At 61.9% G+C, this 18,964-nt stretch carries 16 protein-coding genes; 12 read left to right on the top strand and 4 right to left on the bottom strand.

Translation table 11 applies throughout. The annotated features are described in order from the left end of the window. Window positions 1-987, bottom strand: a 987-nt coding sequence (locus AC1D0Z_RS03785; protein ID WP_477656908.1) for a 5-methyltetrahydropteroyltriglutamate--homocysteine S-methyltransferase, incomplete at its 3' end; no start/stop codon positions are given. Between the two features lie 160 nt (window positions 988-1,147). Here AC1D0Z_RS03785 and AC1D0Z_RS03780 point away from each other — a divergent pair. The 11 genes from AC1D0Z_RS03780 (at window position 1,148) to AC1D0Z_RS03730 (ending at window position 12,669) form a co-directional block, all read left to right on the top strand. Then, window positions 1,148-2,242 carry an aromatic ring-hydroxylating dioxygenase subunit alpha gene (locus AC1D0Z_RS03780; protein WP_477656907.1) on the top strand — a complete coding sequence of 365 codons (1,095 nt, stop codon included), beginning with the start codon at window positions 1,148-1,150 and terminating at the stop codon, window positions 2,240-2,242. Between the two features lie 18 nt (window positions 2,243-2,260). After that, window positions 2,261-3,055, top strand: a complete 795-nt coding sequence (locus AC1D0Z_RS03775) for a GntR family transcriptional regulator (protein ID WP_477656906.1) — start codon at window positions 2,261-2,263, stop codon at window positions 3,053-3,055. A gap of 109 nt (window positions 3,056-3,164) precedes the next feature. After that, window positions 3,165-4,151, top strand: a complete 987-nt coding sequence (locus tag AC1D0Z_RS03770) for a PDR/VanB family oxidoreductase (RefSeq protein WP_477656905.1) — start codon at window positions 3,165-3,167, stop codon at window positions 4,149-4,151. Window positions 4,152-4,407: 256 nt separating this feature from the next. Next, entirely contained in the window at window positions 4,408-5,580 is a 1,173-nt protein-coding gene (locus AC1D0Z_RS03765; RefSeq protein ID WP_477656904.1) for an ABC transporter substrate-binding protein, read from the top strand. Window positions 5,581-5,675: 95 nt separating this feature from the next. Beyond that, entirely contained in the window at window positions 5,676-6,548 is an 873-nt protein-coding gene (locus AC1D0Z_RS03760) for a branched-chain amino acid ABC transporter permease (protein ID WP_477656903.1), read from the top strand. Further along, complete coding sequence (locus AC1D0Z_RS03755; protein ID WP_477656902.1) at window positions 6,549-7,523, top strand: branched-chain amino acid ABC transporter permease; 975 nt, start codon at window positions 6,549-6,551, stop codon at window positions 7,521-7,523. Beyond that, window positions 7,520-8,311, top strand: a complete 792-nt coding sequence (locus AC1D0Z_RS03750) for an ABC transporter ATP-binding protein (protein WP_477656901.1) — start codon at window positions 7,520-7,522, stop codon at window positions 8,309-8,311. Before AC1D0Z_RS03755 ends, AC1D0Z_RS03750 begins: the two co-directional genes overlap by 4 nt. Then, the gene (locus AC1D0Z_RS03745; RefSeq protein WP_477656900.1) at window positions 8,304-9,020 is read left to right on the top strand and encodes an ABC transporter ATP-binding protein; all 717 of its coding nucleotides are present in this window, start codon (window positions 8,304-8,306) and stop codon (window positions 9,018-9,020) included. Before AC1D0Z_RS03750 ends, AC1D0Z_RS03745 begins: the two co-directional genes overlap by 8 nt. 240 nt (window positions 9,021-9,260) lie before the next feature. Continuing rightward, window positions 9,261-11,591 carry an NADP-dependent malic enzyme gene (locus AC1D0Z_RS03740; protein WP_477656899.1) on the top strand — a complete coding sequence of 777 codons (2,331 nt, stop codon included), beginning with the start codon at window positions 9,261-9,263 and terminating at the stop codon, window positions 11,589-11,591. Window positions 11,592-11,846: 255 nt separating this feature from the next. After that, entirely contained in the window at window positions 11,847-12,164 is a 318-nt protein-coding gene (locus AC1D0Z_RS03735; RefSeq protein ID WP_477656898.1) for a guanyl-specific ribonuclease, read from the top strand. Window positions 12,165-12,219: 55 nt separating this feature from the next. Then, complete coding sequence (locus AC1D0Z_RS03730) at window positions 12,220-12,669, top strand: barstar family protein (RefSeq protein WP_348050784.1); 450 nt, start codon at window positions 12,220-12,222, stop codon at window positions 12,667-12,669. A gap of 240 nt (window positions 12,670-12,909) precedes the next feature. Here AC1D0Z_RS03730 and rsmA read toward each other — a convergent pair whose 3' ends face one another. From rsmA to AC1D0Z_RS03715, 3 genes are all read right to left on the bottom strand, one after another. Further along, a complete protein-coding gene (gene rsmA / locus AC1D0Z_RS03725) occupies window positions 12,910-13,680 on the bottom strand; it encodes a 16S rRNA (adenine(1518)-N(6)/adenine(1519)-N(6))-dimethyltransferase RsmA (protein ID WP_477656897.1) in 771 nt (256 codons plus the stop codon). A gap of 123 nt (window positions 13,681-13,803) precedes the next feature. After that, window positions 13,804-15,222 carry a peptidylprolyl isomerase gene (locus tag AC1D0Z_RS03720; protein ID WP_477656896.1) on the bottom strand — a complete coding sequence of 473 codons (1,419 nt, stop codon included), beginning with the start codon at window positions 15,220-15,222 and terminating at the stop codon, window positions 13,804-13,806. Continuing rightward, on the bottom strand, window positions 15,215-17,626 hold the full coding sequence (locus tag AC1D0Z_RS03715) for an LPS-assembly protein LptD (RefSeq protein ID WP_477656895.1): 2,412 nt from the start codon (window positions 17,624-17,626) through the stop codon (window positions 15,215-15,217). The genes AC1D0Z_RS03720 and AC1D0Z_RS03715 overlap by 8 nt, the downstream gene beginning before the upstream one ends. A gap of 117 nt (window positions 17,627-17,743) precedes the next feature. On the opposite strand from AC1D0Z_RS03715, the gene AC1D0Z_RS03710 reads away from it, so the two are divergent. Then, complete coding sequence (locus AC1D0Z_RS03710) at window positions 17,744-18,925, top strand: aminoglycoside phosphotransferase family protein (RefSeq protein ID WP_477656894.1); 1,182 nt, start codon at window positions 17,744-17,746, stop codon at window positions 18,923-18,925. Window positions 18,926-18,964 lie beyond the last annotated feature (39 nt).

Raw genomic sequence — 18,964 nt, 5'->3', positions numbered from 1 at the left:
CTCCAGCGGTGCGTATCTGGCGGCGTCCTCGATGCGGCGTTTGAGGTCATCCTTGCTTTCCATCTCGCCGAACTTGGTGGTGACCAGGCCCAGCACCACCGTCTTGCCCTTGGGCAGGTAGCGCAGGGGCTTGAAGTCGCCGCTGCGGCTGTCGTCGTATTCGAGGAAGTAGGCGTCCAGGTCCATCTCCTTGAGCAGCGCCTCGGCCACCGGCTCGTAGTTGCCAGCCGCGGCGTGCGTGCTCTTGAAGTTGCCGCGGCACAGGTGCATGGCCAGCGTCATGCCCGCGGGCTTGTGCGCGACCACCTTGTTGATGAATTTCGCGTAGCGGTGCGGCAGCTCGTTGGGGTCGTCGCCGCGCTGGCGCGCCGCTTCGCGCATCTTCTCGTCGCAGAGGTAGGCCAGGTTGGTGTCGTCCATCTGCACGTAGGTACAGCCCGCCGCGGCCAGGCTGCGCAGCTCGTCGCCATAGGCTTTTGCCACGTCATCGTAAAAGGCCGGGTCGAGCTCGGGATAGGCCTCTTTGCTGATGCCGGCGCGGCCACCGCGAAAGTGCAGCATGGTGGGCGAGGGAATGGTGACCTTGGGCGTGTTGCCGGCGCTGACCTGGCTTTTGAGGTACTGGAAGTCGGCGAGCTGGATGTCTTTCACATGGCGCACCTTGTCAATCACGCGCATCACGGGTGGCGCCAGTTCCATGGTGCCGTCGGGCCGCTGGATGGTGACCGGGATGTCGGTTTTTACGCCGCCGATCTGCTCCAGGAAATCGATGTGGAAGTAGGTGCGGCGGAATTCGCCGTCGGTGATGCTTTTCAGGCCCACGTCTTCCTGGAACTTCACGATCTCGGTGATGGCCTGGTCTTCGACCTTGCGCAGCTGTTCGGGCGTGATCTGGCCCTTGGCTTTTTGTTCGCGGGCTTCCAGCAGGTACTGCGGGCGTAGAAAGCTGCCGACGTGGTCGTAACGGGCGGGTAATTTGGCGGTCATTGGGAAAGTCTCCGTAGTTGGCAAATCAGGATTTCACAGCTGCAAGCCCTCATCGTATTCCAGCAAAATCACCCCCTCATGAATACATAAACTCCGCATTTACCCTGAATTTTCCTGTTTTTCTTGGCTTTTCGGCAATTTATGTATACATTGAGTATCCATGAATGCCCCAGAATCGACTTTTCCCCTGAACGCCTGGTATGCCGCCGCCTATGACGTGGAAGTTGGGCGCACGCTGCTGGCGCGCACGATTTGCAAACAGAAGGTAGTCATGTTCCGCCGCACCGACGGCCAGGTTGCCGTGCTGGAGGACGCTTGCTGGCACCGGTTGCTGCCACTGTCCATGGGAACGCTGAGCGGCGATGAGGTGACCTGCGGTTACCACGGCCTGGTTTACAACGCGCACGGACGCTGCACCCACATGCCCAGCCAGGAAACGCTGAACCCTTCGGCCTGCGTGCGCGCGTTCCCGGTGGTGGAAAAGCACCGCTTTGTCTGGATCTGGCCCGGCGACCCGGCCAAGGCGGACCCGGCGCTGGTGCCCGACATGCACTGGAACGACGACGCGGCTTGGGCCGGCGACGGCAAGCTGATCACCGTGAAGTGCGATTACCGCCTCGTGGTGGACAACCTGATGGACCTGACCCATGAAACCTTTGTGCACGGCTCCAGCATCGGCCAGCGCGCGGTGGCCGAAGCGCCCTTTGTGGCCACGCATGGCGACCGCACGGCCACCGTGACGCGCTGGATGGAGAACATCGATGCACCGCCTTTCTGGGCCGGACAGATCGAGCATGCGCGCGGTTACAAGGGCAAGGTGGACCGCTGGCAAATCATCAAATTCGAAGCGCCCTGCACCGTGAACATCGACGTCGGCGTAGCCGAAGCCGGGTCGGGCGCACCGCCCAGGGACGGCCAGCCGGGCGACCGCAGCAAGGGCGTCAATGGTTTTGTGCTGAACAYGGTAACGCCGGAAACAGACGGCAGCTGCCACTACTTCTGGGCTTTCGCACGCAACTACTGCCTGGGTGAACAACGCCTGACGCACCGGCTGCGCGAGGGCGTGGCCGGCATCTTCCGCGAGGACGAGCACGTGCTGGAGGCCCAGCAAATCGCCATCGACGAACACCCGGACCACCAGTTTTACAACCTCAACATCGATGCCGGCTCCATGTGGGCGCGGCGCCTGATAGACCGCATGATCGCGCTGGAAAAACCGCCGGCACCCGTCATCGCCATCCGCCTGGCGGCCTGAGCCGGAAACCAACTCCCCATGCCAACCACAACAAATGCTATCAATTCAATAGCTGCTGGCGCTCATCCAGAAAGGGCTGCAGGCCAAAATAGCCTTGAAAGCGCACAGGTGCGGGCGCAGCTGCAGCTCCGCGAGATGATCCTGGCCGGCGAGTTGCCGGGGGGCGCCCGCATTGCCGAGCTGTCGATCGTCGAGAAACTTGGCTTTTCCCGCACACCTATCCGCGCGGCATTGATGCGGCTCGAGCAGGAGGGCCTGCTGGAATCGCTGCCCAACGGGGGCTACGCCGTGCGTACGTTTTCCGAACGCGACGTATCCGAAGCCATTGAGTTGCGCGGCACCGTTGAAGGCCTGTCGGCCAGGCTGGCGGCCGAACGTGGTGCACCCACCGTGGTATTGAACGAAGCCCGCGAATGCCTGGGCAAGATTGATGCAGTGCTCAGCCAGCCTGCGCTGGACGATGAGGCCTTCTCCTCCTACGTCGCGCTGAACGAGCGGTTTCATGAACTGCTCGGTGAAATGGCCGGCAGCAGCGTGATTGCCAAGGAACTCGAACGCGTGTTCAGCCTGCCTTTTGCGTCGCCTTCGGGTTTTGTGGTGGTGCAGGCCAATTCCCCGGGCGCGCGCGACATGCTGGTCGTGGCGCAGGACCAGCACCGCCAGGTGCTCGACGCCATAGAGCAACGCGAGGGCTCGCGCGCTGAGGCCATCATGCGCGAACACTCGCGCCTGGCCCAGCGCAACCTGCGCGCCGCCGTGGCCAGCCACAACCTGGACCAGATGCCCGGCGTGCGTTTAATACGAAAGAAATGACGTCCCCCCGAAGCGGCCTGCGGCCGCCTCCCCCCAAGGGGCGCCACCAGTGGCCCGGCAAAGCCGGTTCCACGGCGGCCCTCGAATTGAAGAGATCACGGAAAACTGAATGAAAGCCACCTCCAGCTGGACCGATGCGGTCATTGAATCTTTTGAGGACCTCACGCCCACCGTGCGCGAGTTCCGCATCCGGCCCACGGATGACGCAGCCACCGTGCAGCGCCACGACCCCGGCAGCCACCTGCAGGTGCAACTGCTGGTGGACGGCAAGCCGGAGCTGCGCTCTTACTCGCTGGTCGGTGAACCCGACGGGCAAAGTTATTGCATTGCGGTGAAGCGCCTGGACGACGGCCGCGGCGGTTCGCGCGCGATGTGGCGGCTGGCCGTCGGCGACCGGCTGCAGGTGAGCGGGCCGCGCAACCATTTCCCGCTCGACTTCAACGCGCCGGCTTACCTGCTGGTGGCCGGCGGCATAGGTATCACGCCGCTGCTGGGCATGGCGCAGGCACTGGCCGGGCGCTGCGCGCAGTCGGGCCGCTCCCTGCGCATGCTGTACGGCGTGCGCAGCGAAGCCGAACTGGCGTAYGGCCAGGCATTGCGTGCCTGCCTGGGCGAACATTTGCAGGCGGCCGTCGACGCACGCATCGATTTCGCCGCCGAGATCGCGGCGTTGCCGGCCGGCGCGCAAATGTATGTCTGCGGCCCTGTACCCATGCTGGATGCCGCGCGCCAAGCCTGGGAGGCCTCGGGCCGGCCGGCGACCGACCTGCGCTATGAAACTTTCGGCAACAGCGGTCGCTTTGCACCGCAGGCCTTCAGGGTGCATATCCCCCGCCACGCACTGGACATTACGGTGCCGGCCGACTGCAGCCTGCTGGACGCGCTGGAGCAGGCGGGGGTGCAGGCCGTCTTCGACTGCAAGCGCGGCGAATGCGGCCTGTGCACCCTGGACGTGCTGGCGCTGGACGGCGAGATCGACCACCGCGACGTATTTTTGAGCGAGCACGAGAAAAAGGAGAACACGCGGCTGTGCGCCTGTGTCTCGCGCGTGGTCGGTTCGGTGACGCTGGACTCTTCCTACCGGCCCGACGCCTGAGAGGACAACTTGTGTGCGATCACCAGGTCATGCGCGCGATGATCGCGCAATCGACCATGAACCAACGGCAACCCCGCGAACACTAACCCACACAATGAAGCCATGGAGGGCAGGTGATATGTTCACATATCGAACATTTGTGCTGATATCGCACTCATACTAGACTCGCACCGTTTTACGGGGCGGATGCCGGCAACCTGAACTCCGCCGCGTTTGACGCAGCAGCAAAGAACTGAAAACCATCCAGGAGACAAGCATGAAAAAACGTACCTTCCTCACCGCCGCCGCGCTGTCGGCCGCGGCACTTGCCGCCGCTCCCGCACTGGCCCAGGACAACACCTTCAAGATCGGCCTGATCCTGCCGATGACCGGCCAGCAGGCCACCACGGGCCGGCAGATTGAGGCGGCCGTGCGGCTTTACATGGCGCAAAACGGCGACAGCGTGGCGGGCAAAAAAATCCAGCTGATCGTGAAGGACGACACCTCGCTGCCGGACACCACGCGTCGGCTGGCACAGGAGCTGGTAGTCAACGACAAGGTCAACGTGCTGGCGGGCTTCGGCATCACGCCCTCTGCCCTGGCCACCGCGCCCATCGCAACGCAGTCCAAGACACCCATGGTGGTGATGGCCGCGGCAACGTCCAGCATTACGCAGGCTTCGCCTTACATCGTGCGCAGCAGCTTCACGCTGCCGCAGGTTTCGGTCGCGCTGGCTGACTGGGCGCCCAAGAACGGCATCAAGAAAGTGGTTACGTTGGTGTCCGACTACGGCCCCGGCATTGATGCGGAAAAATTCTTCAAGGATCGCCTGACCTTCAACGGCGGCCAGGTGACCGACGCGCTGCGCGTGCCGCTGCGCAACCCCGACTTCGCGCCCTTCCTGCAGAAGGTGCGGGACAACAAACCCGACGCGCTCTTTGTCTTTGTGCCTTCCGGCGCCGGCGCTGCGGTGATGAAGCAGTTCCTCGAGCGCGGCCTGGACAAGGCCGGCATCCGGCTGATCGCCACTGGCGATGTGACGGACGACGACCAGCTCAACGACATGGGTGACGGCGCGATCGGCGTGGTCACCTCGCACCACTACTCGGCGGCGCACCCCTCGGCCATGAACAAGAAATTTGTGGAAGCCTTTGCCAAAGCCAACAAGGGCCTGCGCCCGAACTTCATGGCCGTGGGCGGCTATGACGGCATGCGGGTGATTTACGAGGCGCTCAAAACCAGCAAGGGGCAGGGCGGTGGCGACGCATTGCTCGAAGCCATGAAAGGCCAGCTGTTTGAAAGCCCACGGGGCAAGATCTTTATCGACGCACAGACGCGCGACATCGTGCAGGACGTCTACCTGCGCAAGGTTGAAAAGAAGGACGGCCAGCTCTACAACGTGGAATTTGACGTGATCAAGGACGTCAAGGATCCCGGGAAGAACAAGTAACCCCCCGAAGCGCCGCTTCGCGGCGCCTCCCCCCTGCTGGGGGCAACCTCTGCGGCCCGGCAAAGCCGGTTCCGCGCCGTTCCTTGCGAAGATAAATGCTCACGATCCTCTTCGACGGTATTGCTTACGGCATGCTGCTGTTCATCCTGGCGGTGGGCCTGGCGGTGACCATGGGCCTGATGAATTTCATCAACCTCGCGCACGGTGCTTTCGCGATGGCCGGCGGCTACATCACCGTGCTGCTGATGCAGCACTTTGGCGTGCCTTTCTTGCTGTGCCTGCCGCTGGCCTTCATCGGTTCAGCGCTGCTGGGCGCGGTGCTGGAGCGCACGCTGTACCGGCCGCTCTACAACAAGCCGCACCTGGACCAGGTGCTTTTTTCGATTGGCCTGGTGTTCATGGCGGTGGCCAGCGTGGACTACTTCGTCGGCTCGACGCAGCAGATCGTGCAGCTGCCCCAATGGCTCAAGGGCCGCACCGAACTCGGCAGCGGCGCCTGGACGCTGGGCATGGGCCACTACCGGCTGTTCATCATCGCGGTATGTGCTGGACTGACAGTGGGCCTGCAATACGTGCTGACGCGCACGCGCTTCGGCAGCCGGCTGCGCGCGTCGGTGGACGACCAGCGTGTCGCGGCCGGCCTGGGCATCAACGTCAATATCGTGTTTCTCTCGACCTTCGCCATCGGCTCAGGCCTGGCCGGCCTGGGCGGCGCGCTGGGCGCCGAGGTGCTGGGGCTGGATCCGGGCTTTCCGCTCAAGTTCATGATTTATTTCCTGATCGTGGTGGCCGTGGGCGGCACCACATCGATCACCGGGCCACTGCTGGCCGCGCTGCTGCTGGGCATTGCCGACGTGGCGGGCAAGTACTACATCCCCAAGCTGGGCGCCTTCATCGTTTACAGCCTGATGATCGTGATTCTGATCTGGCGGCCCCAGGGCCTCTTTGTGCGCAAGGGCGGCAGATAAATGAACATTCAAACGTCCCTGCTCAAAAGCAGCCGCTGGAAGCTCTGGGAACCGGTGCTCTGGCTCGCCGCCTTCGCTGCACCGGTGCTGATGCCCAGCCATGCATCCATCATCAACGAGATCGCCATCGTTGCGCTGTTCGCGGTGTCGCTGGACCTGGTGCTGGGTTACACCGGCATTGTCTCGCTGGGCCATGCGGCTTTCTTCGGCATAGGGGGTTATGCCGCCGCGCTGTTCGCCAAGCTGGTCATGCCCGACCCGCTGGTGGGCCTGGCCGTGGGCATCGCCACCGCCACGCTGCTGGGCGCCGTGTGTTCGCTCACCATCCTGCGCGGCAGCGACCTGACGCGGCTCATGGTGACGCTGGGCGTGGCGCTCATCCTGCTGGAACTGGCCAACAAGCTGGACTGGTTGACCGGCGGCGCCGACGGCCTGCAGGGCGTGGTCATGGGGCCGCTGCTGGGCCGTTTTGAATTCGACCTCTCGGGACGCACGGCCGCTTATTACTCACTGGCGGTGTTGCTCGTCTTGTTTGTGCTGATGCGCCGCCTGGTGCATTCGCCGCTGGGTGCGACGCTCAAGGCGATACGCGACAACCGCCTGCGCGCCATGGCCATCGGCATTCCCGTCGCTTCGCGGCTGGCGGTGGTCTACACAGTGGCGGCCGGAGTGGCCGGCGCGGCCGGCGCACTGCTCACGCAGACCACCGGCTTTGCCTCGCTCGACCTGTTTGAATTCCACCGTTCGGCCGACGTACTGCTCATCCTGGTGGTGGGCGGCGCCGGCTGGCTGTATGGCGGCGTGGCCGGGGCGATCGTGTTCAAGCTGATGCAGGATGCACTCTCGTCCATCACGCCGCAGTACTGGACCTTCTGGATCGGCCTCTTCCTGGTGGTGCTGGTGCTGGTGGGGCGTGAACGGCTGGTCCGGCCGTGGACCTGGGGGCCGCAGCGCTGGCGCGGAGACCGGCCATGAACGCAGAGCCGCACAGCGAAGCGGTATTGTCCGCACAGGGCCTGGTGATGCGCTTCGGCGGCATTGCGGCGACCCATAATGTGAGCCTGAACCTGCGCCGCGGCGCACGCCATGCCTTGATCGGCCCGAACGGCGCAGGCAAGACCACGCTGGTCAACCTGCTGACGGGCGTGCTGCAGCCGACCGAGGGCCGCATCCTCCTCGACGGCGAAGACATCACACGGCTGGCGCCGCACCAGCGCGTCAAGCGCGGCATGGTGCGCACCTTCCAGATCAACCAGCTCTTCGACTCGCTTACGCCGCTGGAAACGCTTGCGCTGGCCGTGTCGCAGCAGGCGGGGCTCGGCGCCAAATGGTGGCAGGCACTGGGGCGCAACCGGCCCGTGGCCGAGCGCTGCGAACAGTTGCTGGAACAGTTTCACCTGACAGGAGTGATGGACCAGCCGACCCGCGTGCTGGCCTACGGCAAGCGCCGCCTGCTGGAGATCGCCGTAGCATTGGCCTGCGAACCGCGCGTGCTGCTGCTTGACGAGCCGGTGGCGGGCGTCCCGGCAGGCGAACGCGAAGAGCTGCTGCAAACCGTGGCCGCGCTGCCAGCTGACGTGTCGGTACTGCTGATCGAGCACGACATGGACCTGGTGTTCAGTTTTGCCACCACCATGACGGTGCTGGTCAACGGCACGGTGTTGACCGAAGGAACCCCTGAGGAAATCGCGGCCGACCCGCAGGTCAGGGCAGTCTATCTGGGCCATGGAGAGGAACATGGCGAGGGGATGGCCCATGGCTGAGCTCCTCAAAGTCGAGAAACTGCGCGCCGGTTACGGCGAGGCCGTGGTGCTGCACGAGGTGTCGTTCGCGCTGGGCGAGGGCCAGACGCTCGCGCTGCTAGGCCGCAACGGCACGGGCAAAACCACGCTGATCAACACGCTGGCAGGCGCGACGCGTCAGCACGGCGGATCCATCTCTTTCGGCGCGGGCGTAGCCATGGTCGCGTTGCACCGGTTGCCTTCGCATGAACGCGCGGCGGCGGGCATAGGCTGGGTACCGCAAGAGCGCAATATTTTCAAGTCGCTGACGGTACACGAGAACCTCACGGCGGTGGCGCGCCCGGGCAAATGGAATCCTGAGGGCGTTTACGGGATGTTTCCGCGCCTGGCCGAGCGTAAAGGAAACCTGGGCACCCAGCTGTCGGGCGGCGAGCAACAAATGCTGGCCGTGGGCCGGGCGCTGGTGCTCAACCCGAAGCTGTTGCTGCTCGACGAGCCCCTGGAAGGCCTCGCCCCCATCATCGTGGAAGAGTTGCTGCGGGCCATACGCCGCATCACGCGCGAAGAGGGCCTGAGCGCCATCATTGTGGAGCAGCATCCTCAGGCCATCCTCGCGATTTCCGACAGCGCCGTGGTGCTGGACCGCGGCACGGTGGTCCACGCGGGAACAGCCCAGGCCTTGCGGGAACAGCCCGAACGCCTGGACCAATTGCTCGGCGTGGCACGCTGAAAGGCGGCTTCCCCAGCCAGTTCGTTTCCATATTTCCCGCTTAAAGTGCTCAAAACCCGCCTTCGCGCCGCCATCGTGAATGAGCTTGGCCGCAAATGACTTTCTGTGCTGAAAAGTCAAAAGCGAAGCACCTTTTTGCGTAGATTCACTTACTAGGGTTTTCCCCTTCAACGGCCTACAATCGCAGACCTTACAAGAAATTGACGGTCGCCCCGACCGTTTCCGCTGGAGACCCTGCTGATGCCGACACCCCCGACCGCGACGCCCAATGGCAATGAAGCCAACCGCGAGGAAAAACGCGCCGAACTCCGCCGCGCCGCACTTGAATACCACGAGTTTCCAACTCCGGGCAAGATCGCCATCGCAGCGACCAAACAACTGACCAACCAGCGCGACCTGGCCCTGGCTTATTCCCCCGGTGTCGCGGCACCTTGCGAAGAAATCGTCAAGGATCCGAACAACGCGTTCAAATACACCAGCCGTGGCAACCTGGTGGCTGTGGTCACCAATGGCACCGCCGTCCTCGGCCTGGGCGACATCGGTCCACTCGCCGCCAAGCCCGTGATGGAAGGCAAGGGCGTGCTTTTCAAGAAGTTCGCTGGCGTGGACGTATTCGACATCGAGATTGACGAAAAAGACCCAGCGAAGCTGGTCGACATCATTGCCTCGCTGGAACCCACCTTCGGCGCGATCAACCTTGAAGACATCAAGGCGCCGGACTGCTTTTATGTGGAGCGCGAGCTGCGCAAACGCATGAAGATCCCGGTGTTCCACGACGACCAGCACGGCACGGCCATCACCGTAGGAGCCGCTGTTCTGAATGCCCTGAAGATTGTTGGCAAGGGCCCTGGCCAGGTGAAGCTGGTGACGTCCGGCGCGGGCGCGGCGGCGCTGGCCTGCCTGAACCTGCTGCTCAAGCTGGGCATCCAGCGCGAAAACGTGTTTGTGACCGACCTGGCGGGCGTGGTCTATGAAGGCCGCACTGAGCTGATGGACGAGGACAAGATCCAGTTCGCACAAAAGACCGACGCACGCACTCTCGCTGACGTCATCGCCGGCGCAGACATCTTTCTGGGGCTGTCCGCCGGTGGCGTCCTCAAGAAGGACATGGTCGCGAAAATGGCTGCCAAGCCCATCATCCTGGCGCTGGCCAACCCCAACCCGGAGATCACGCCTGAAGACGTCCGGACTGTGCGTGACGACGCCATCATGGCAACTGGCCGCACCGATTACCCCAATCAGGTCAACAACGTCCTGTGCTTCCCCTATATTTTTCGCGGCGCGCTGGATGCCGGCGCCTCCACCATCACGGTTGAGATGGAAATCGCGGCCGTGCATGCGATTGCCGAACTGGCCCAAGCCGAGCAGAGTGAAGTCGTGGCGGCCGCCTATGTGGGCGAAAAGCTCGCGTTCGGGCCTGAATACCTGATTCCCAAGCCCTTTGATCCACGCCTCATGATGAAAATCGCGCCTGCGGTGGCCCAAGCGGCAGCCGACAGCGGCGTGGCCCTGCGGCCGATCCAGGATATGAACGCCTACCGTGAAAGGCTTCAGAGTTTCGTCTATGCCTCTGGTACGGTGATGAAACCGATTTTTGCTGCCGCCAAGGCCGCCAGCCGCAAGCGCGTTGCCTACGCCGAGGGCGAAGAGGAGCGTGTACTGCGCGCCTGCCAGATCGTGGTGGACGAAGGGCTCGCGCGTCCGACACTGATTGGCCGCCCCGCCATCATTGCGCAGCGCATTGAAAAATTTGGCCTGCGCCTGAAAGAGGAGCTCGACTACGACGTGGTCAATGTCGAGCAGGATCACCGCTACCGCGATTTCTGGCAAACCTATCACCGCCTGATGGAGCGCCGCGGTGTCACCGTGCAGATCGCCAAGATCGAAATGCGCCGCCGCTTGACGCTGATCGCCGGCATGCTGCTGCATAAGGGCGACGTGGATGGATTGATCTGCGGTACCTGGGGCACGACGGCTCATCACCTGGACTACCTCGACCAGGTCATCGGCAAGCGCGAAGGCGTCAATACCTATGCCTGCATGAACGGTCTGCTGCTGCCTAATCGCCAGGTATTCCTGCTTGATACGCACGTCAATTGCGACCCGACAGCCGAGCAGCTCGCCGAGATCACCACCATGGCAGCTGAAGAAATGATGCGCTTCGGCATCAAGCCCAAAGCGGCCCTGCTGTCGCACTCCAACTTTGGCTCCTCCAACCTGCCCAGCTCATTGAAGATGCGCCGCACGCTGGAATTGCTGCGCGAAAAGGCGCCATGGCTCGAGGTTGACGGCGAAATGCATGGCGACATGGCGCTGGACGCGGATGCCCGCGCACTCATCATGCCGAACAGCACCTTGACGGGGGAGGCCAATCTGCTGGTGCTGCCCAATATTGATGCAGCCAATATTTCATACAACCTCCTGAAAACCGCAGCGGGCGGCAATATCGCCATCGGCCCGGTCTTGCTGGGTGCGAACAAGCCCATGCACATCCTGACCGCCACAGCGACAGTGCGCCGTATTGTCAACATGACAGCGCTCACGGTCGCGGACGCAAATGCGGGGCGATAAGCCGTAATTAGACAGCAAGTACTAACTTAGTTCACCAATAACCTCTGCCTTTACTGCCTAAATTTTCAGCATCCACTTGCGTTTTTTGGCCACATGCGGCAAACTACCTCTCTTGAAATTTAAGGGTTAACCCGAAAAATCGGCGGGTGGCTCTGAGATTCGAGAAAAGGTTTTTTCATGTTGCGCAATGGGTGGGCGGCCAAAACGGCCATGTTGCTGATTTGGGCAACCGGGCTGGCTGGGTCAATCCCCAGCATGGTGCAGGCAAAAGGCCCGGTTCCGATCGGGACCATAGCGGCAGTCCAGCTACCGCCCCAAGGACGCGACATGATGGTGCTGATTTACCAAGGCGGGCCTTTCAAGCATGAAAAGGACGGCGTGGTGTTCGGAAACCGGGAACGCCTGCTGCCGGCTCAAAGTCGCGGTTATTACCGTGAATACACCGTCAGAACGCCCGGTGAACGCAGCCGGGGAGCCCGGCGCATCGTTTGTGGTGGCTTGAAACCTGTCGCACCGGATGCCTGTTATTACACCGACGACCACTATGCGAGTTTTCGCAGAATCGTTCAATAAATTGAACTGTGGTCGTTATTTTTGAGTTTTTGACTTAAGAGAAAGAGTAGCGGAGATGGATACACCACTTCGTCGGGACAACGAAACGCCTTTGCGCAAGGACGGTGAAACGCCCTTGCGAGGCGTGCGTCCCAATATCGTTCAGTCCATACGGGCCTTCCGGGTGCAGGACCTGCAGGATGCCGCGACGCACCTGAACCAGCATTTCCTGTACGCCAACCTGGGCAACGCCCAGAGCAAGCAGGACGTACTGGACATGATTGCAGCGCAGTACACCTTTCCGGCCCATTTCGGCAAGAACTTCGACGCGCTGTACGACTGCATGACGGACCTGGTCCACAAGTCAGGCCCGCAGCCCGGCTTCATCGTCGTGCTCGAGCAGATTCCGGCCAACGCCAAGTTTGACAAGGAAGCGCGCGAGCAGTTGCTCGACATCTTCCGGGATGCCTCTGATTACTGGGCGGATCGCAAGATACCGTTCAGATGTTTCTATTCTTTTCTGTAGCCCGCTCCCCAGACATCGGCCAAGGGGATCGGGCGAATGAGGCCCAGCAAGCAGTCGCAGAAGGCGAAGAAATCATGCCTACCGACAAATTGGTAGACGTGTCGCCACTGGCGCTGCGCATGAGCAGTCCGTTTAATGCGGGTTACTGGCTCGCAGCTGCTTGAAGCAAATACGCGGCATTTCGAATGCCCATAAAAAACCCGTCTCTGACGGGTTTTTTTTATGGAGAATACCTGCGGCTCACGCTTGCAGTGCCTGCGCCAAGGCGATGTATTCGGCCACCGGAACTTCCTCGGCTCGCCGCTGTATGTCAAAGACCCCGCCAAAGCCGCGTGCTGCCAGCCATTGCCCCAGCGTGTGGCGCAGCAGTTTTCGGCGCTGGCTAAAGGCCACCTGCACCAGCTCGCTGAGGAGCTTGACGTCCAGCGTCACCGGCGCAGCATGCGGCACCATGCGCACTACCGCGCTGTCTACACGCGGCGGTGGATCAAAGCTGTGCGGCGGCACAAACAGCACGTTTTCCATTGCATAGCGCCATTGCAGCATCACGCTGAGCCGGCCGTACTCGCTGGTGGCAGGCACTGCCACCATTCGGTCAATCACTTCCTTCTGCAGCATGAAGTGCTGGTCTTCAATGACCTCCACGGCATCGAGCAAGTGAAACAGGATAGGCGTAGAGATGTTGTAGGGAAGGTTTCCGACGATCCGAAGTTTTTGCCCATCGGCACACGCCGTCCGCGCCAGTTGACGGACATCCACCTTCAACACATCGGACTCCACGACGGCAAGCTGGGGATGCAGCCGCAGCTGGCGTGCAAGATCGCGGTCCAGCTCGATGACCGTTAAATGTCCGACCCGCTCCACCAGGGGCTGGGTGAGAGCCGCYAACCCAGGTCCGATCTCCACCATCGCCTGTCCTGGGCGTGGAGCAATCGCCTGCACAATTCCCTCGATGATTCCCTGGTCCGTCAGGAAATGCTGGCCAAAGCRTTTGCGTGGAATATGTTTCACATCGGGGACGGCCCAAAGCCGCCAGACTGCATGCAAACAAGACTGCCGTTTTTTTGAAGGATCACCCCGAAACTGGTACCCGTGCAGTGCGTATGGGGCCGCAAGCAAGGCCCAAGGCGGGCATCACAGCTGCGGTGGATCACGGTACTCCACATAGGCACGGCCCCGAATCTCCTGGGCCCACAGTGCATAGGCTTCGTTTTGTTTTTTCTCGCGCAGAACGCCGCGCGCCATCTCCCGCTGTTCGCGCTGCGACAGCTGCGTTTCGCGGCGCTCCAGTACCTGAATAAGGTGAACCCCAAAGCGGGATACCAGCGGATCCGATATCTGGTTAGGGGCCAGGCCGTTCATGACCTTCTCGAACTCTGGCACAAACATGCCGGCGCTCGCCCAGCCGAGGTCCCCGCCTTCTTTGGCCGAAGCGTCGTCGCTATTTTCACGGGCAAGTGCCGCAAAATCAGCCTGACCGGCCTGGATTCGCCGCTTGAAACCTGCCAGCTTTTCAACCGCGGCGGCTTCGCTGACCTGGGGCGTCAATCTGAGCAGGATATGCCTGGCATGGGTTTGCACGACCATCATGCCCGGCATGCCGCCTTGCCGCTTTTCAATGACCTTCAGGATATGAAATCCCGCCCCGCTTCGGACTGGCCCCGCCAACCCCCCGGCCTGCAATTTACTTGTCGCCTCAACGAAGAGATCCGGATAACGATCCGCGGTCCGCAGCCCCATCAGGCCGCCTGAGGTGCGTGTGGGAGATGCCGAAACTTCTGCAGCCAAGGCAGTGAAGTCGGCACCGTTACGGGCACGGTCCATCACCTGCTGGGCCTTGGCCTGCAGCGCTGCGACCTGATCGGGTGTGGCATTTTCCGGCACGGCCACAAGAATTTCAGCGAGATTCAGCGCCACCGAAGACGATGGGGTACCGCCGTCCTGGTCGCGCAGAAATTGGTCGACGTCCTGCTCCGTCACCGTCGCACGCGCTTCCAGCTCGCGCTGACGCAGGCGGCTGACCAAAAGCTCGTCTCTCAATTCCGAGCGGAACTGGGCATAGTCGATCCTGTCGGCCTTCAGGCGGCTGCGCAGTTCGTCAACGGTAATCTGGTTCTGGCTGGCGACTGTCTGGACCGCAGCTTCGACGGCATTCTCATCCACCCGAAGGCCCGAAGTGCGCGCCATTTGCAGCTGCGCCTTGTCGCTGATCATGCGCTCAAGAATCTGGCCGACCAGTTCGCTGCGAGGTGGCACAGTCGCGCCCATCTGAAGCATTTGTTGCTCAGTACGAATCAGCTTGCTGCGAACCTCGTTATTGGTAATGGGCTCGGAGTTAACCACTGCAACAATGAAGTCAGCCTGCCGTTGCGCACCTCCTTGTGCTGGTGCAATCCGGGAGCCGGTGGCAGCATCAGGCAAGCGCAATGCCCCGGATGGCCGCAACCCCTGGGCCTGTGCCCCCCCCATCAGCACCATCGACAACGCAAGGGCCGTTACGACGGCCTGAGCCGGGTTGAAATGAGGTTCTGAAACAGCACGGTTATTAGTCATAAGTGGTAAAGCGGCTTGGTGCAATGGTATTTTCACGCAGATACTGGTAACGCGGAACATTGGATTTCAGGGTTTCCAGGGGGTTGGAGCCGAGGCGTGAAAACCCGACCAGCTCAAGCTGGAACAGAATGCGCGTACTCGCGCTTCCCGTGCCTGTCTGGGAGCGCTGAAGCACAACGCGGCCTATCCAGCAGCAACCATCGTATTCCACACCGATGATGGAATCGACCAGTTTTTTATCCAGCATGCTGTAGTTCAGGCGGCCGACGGCATAGTAGCGGCCACCCCCCTGGCCTTGCCCCGCACCCAGGTCTTTTCCCTTGTCGCCCCACAGATCGTTGATGGGCCACTGCCAGCCCACGTCAATTTGCTCACTGACGTTGCGCTGGCGCCTGAATGCAGCGCTGATGACGTGGTAATTGCTGGGGTTGTAACGCACACCGATCGATGCCCTTTCGGACTGCCTGGCCTTCGGGTTGTACTGGACCGTCGTGTCAAAAGACCATTGCGGTACCCAGTTGACGGAGGCACCGACCAGCAAGTCGCTGATGCGGTCGGTGACCGGCAATACACCCGGCAAAGTCACCCTCTGGTCTTCAAAGCGAAAACGCTGCGCAACGCCGACACGCACGGCTTCGGCACCGGTCGATGGATCCAGCAGGCGCGAGGTGACGCCCAGGGTCAGCAGATTGGCGTCTGAAATACGGTCACTGCCGCCAAAGGCATTCTCGGTAAAAACCGTCGCAAAGTTGTAGTCATTGGACGCCGAGTCGTAGTTGGGCAGGAAGCTCTGGTCGCGAAAGGGTGTGCGGACATAAAAGGCGCGCGGTTCCAGGGTCTGCGTGAAGCTTCGTCCCAGGAAGCTGGCGTTTCGCTCAAACTGAATGCCGCTGTCCAGGCTGAAGGTGGGTACAACGCGCGATGTCGTCGTCATGCCATTGGGCAGCGCCGAATCAAATTTGTAGCTCGTGGCGTGCAACTGCACTTTGGGGGTGATATATCCGCCCGGCAACAACCATGGGCGGCTCAATTGCAGCCGGGTGAACGCCCTGTCGCTGTTGGGCTGGCTCGTCAGCCGGCTGTCTGCCGAAAAGCGGGTGAAGTCACCTTCCACAGACCAGTCGAATCCATTGCCCAGCCCCAGCACGGGCGCATCCACACGGTTATAGCCGGCCGTGAATTGAGGCAGGCGGTCGTAAGGCGGGATGATGGGCGATGTGACATCCTGCAGGGTCTGCCACTTGAGCGTTCGCACGGACGAAGAAAAGAATCCCCGATTCCAGGACACGATCGCATCCTGGGCCAAAAGACGATCCGTCGTAGCGCCCTTGACAGCTGAAAAGTCGCGCCAATAGTCGTTATCGCTGACCCGGTTCACATTCAGATTGACGGCAAGGTCGCCCACGGAGGACAAGCCCGTGCTAAGGGCCCCGATATGCTGATAACCGTAAGACCAGCGGTCGCGGCTGCGCAGCCTGTCTCCAGGAAGGAAATTTCCGCGCAATTCCCCCTTGTACTTCGGCTCCAGATAGCGAAACTCACCGGCCAGGTCCACGCCGCGCTTGGTCATCAGGGTGGGCGAGAACGTCGCGTCCCGGTTCGGCGCGATATCAAAATAATAGGGCTGGCGGTACTCAAAGCCGTTTTCCGATCCCATGCCGATAGTGGGCGGCAGGAGGCCCGACTTGCGTTTGTCGCTCAACGGAAAACTGAATTTGGGAAAGCCCAAAATGGGCACATCCTTGAAGCGCACAACCGCCCCGGTGGCAACGCCAACCTCGCGTTCCAGGTCAAACTCGAAGCTCGTGGCGCTCAATACCCACGAGGGCTTCCAGCTGGCCTCGTCATTGCGCTCACAGGTGGTATAGCTGGCGCGCTGCGCCGCCAGGTTGTTTTCATCAATGAAATCGACCCGCTCTGCCTGGCCGTTGCCTCCATTGCTGAGGAAGCGGTAAGTGGGCGTGGTGAAGAAGCCTTCAAACCGGTCCAGCTTGAGCTCGAGTTCGGGGCCTTCAAACCTGTTGCCGGCGCGGTTGATACGGACATTGCCGCGGCTTTTAAGCTGGTCTTCGGGCTGGTAGTACTCGATACGGTCAGCGCGGATGGCGGTAGAGCCGCGGCGCAGTTCCGCATTGCCGTCAATCACGGTCTCCAGATCGGGGCGTCCCGTAATGCGGTCGCCAAAGACAAATGTAGGCCCCTTGTCCTGCGGGTCGCTGGACACCTGCTCTGCCAGCTGTGGCGAAGACTTGAGTGTGGGGCTGTCGCCTGCGGGTGCGGTGGCCGCGGTCTGGGCGTGCGCCGTCCCGGAACCCATCACCCCCAGCGCTGCGCAAACCACCAGCGTGGAGACAGCCTGAGCTATCGGCGAGAGAATAAAAGGGGAGGGGGATGCGCGGCGCATCGTTTATGTGAGATAAACCCGTTTGTAAAATCAGGCCTGATTATCCATGACCCTCTACTCCGTTCCCACAACGTCGAACCGGCAGGCTCCTGCAAGCCCGGCAGGGACTGCAAAAGCATGACCACCCCTTCCATCGCGTGGGCCGATCCGGCACGGGCCATCGCCTTCGAAGCCTGGCTGGCGGCCACGGCTTCACAGCACAACCTGCAGGCCAGCACCGTCAGGCCGGCATCCGCTGACGCAAGTTTTCGCCGCTACTTCCGGGTCGACTCAGCCACGGGTAAGGGCAGTTGCATTGTCATGGATGCCCCCCCGGCACAGGAAGACTGCAAACCGTTCGTCAAGGTGGCTGGCCTGATGAGCGATGCCGGCCTGAATGCACCGCGCGTACTGGCGTGGGACGAAGCACTGGGCTTCATGCTGTTAAGCGACCTGGGTGCGCAGACCATGATGGACGCCATCGCGCCGCCAGCCGAGGTGAATGCCATTGCCAGCCCGACGCCGGAGCACTACGAGTTGTATGCCCATGCGGTGGACGTCCTGGTGCGCTGGCAACTCGCCTCGCAGCCCGGTGTACTTCCTCCCTATGACGACGCACTGCTGTCGCGCGAGCTCTCGCTTTTCCCCGACTGGTACGTGGCCAAACACCGCGGGCTGGCGCTGGACACCGGCCTGCAGGACAAACTGAACGTCATCTTCGAACAGATCAAGGCCAGCAACCTGAACTCGCTCGATAGCGCCCGGGTATTTGTGCATCGTGACTTCATGCCGCGCAATCTCATGATCACCCGGCCCAGCAACGCAGGGGGCATGCAATTTTCCGACGGGCCGCCCCTAGGGAAATTAGCCCTCTCGGGGGGCAGCGCAGTACGCGAAGCGACAAGCGTGGGGGCTCCACCTTTGGGCGTACTGGATTTTCAGGACGCCGTCTACGGCCCCATCACCTATGACATCGCCAGCCTGATGCGCGATGCCTTCCTGACTTGGGAAGAGGATTTTGTGCTCGACATCACCGTGCGCTACTGGCAAAAGGCCCGCAAGGCCGGCCTGCCGGTGGGCGATGACTTCGGCGAGTTTTACCGGGCCCTGGAATGGATGGGCCTGCAGCGCCACCTCAAGGTGCTGGGCATCTTCGCGCGCCTTACGCTGCGCGACGGCAAACCCAAATACCTGGCCGACACGCCGCGCTTCATCCGATACGCCCGCAATACCGCCGCGCGGTACCGGCAACTGGGGCCGCTGATGGTGTTGCTCGACGAGATTGAAGGCAACGAAACCCGCGTGGGTTACACGTTTTGATGCAAAATCAGGCTGCAACGCCCGCTGGTTGTGCGCAAG

This window comes from Polaromonas sp. P1_E3 (genome assembly GCF_056405935.1).
Note: the sequence above shows the minus strand (reverse complement) of the source record. Positions and strands in the feature narration are given on the sequence as shown.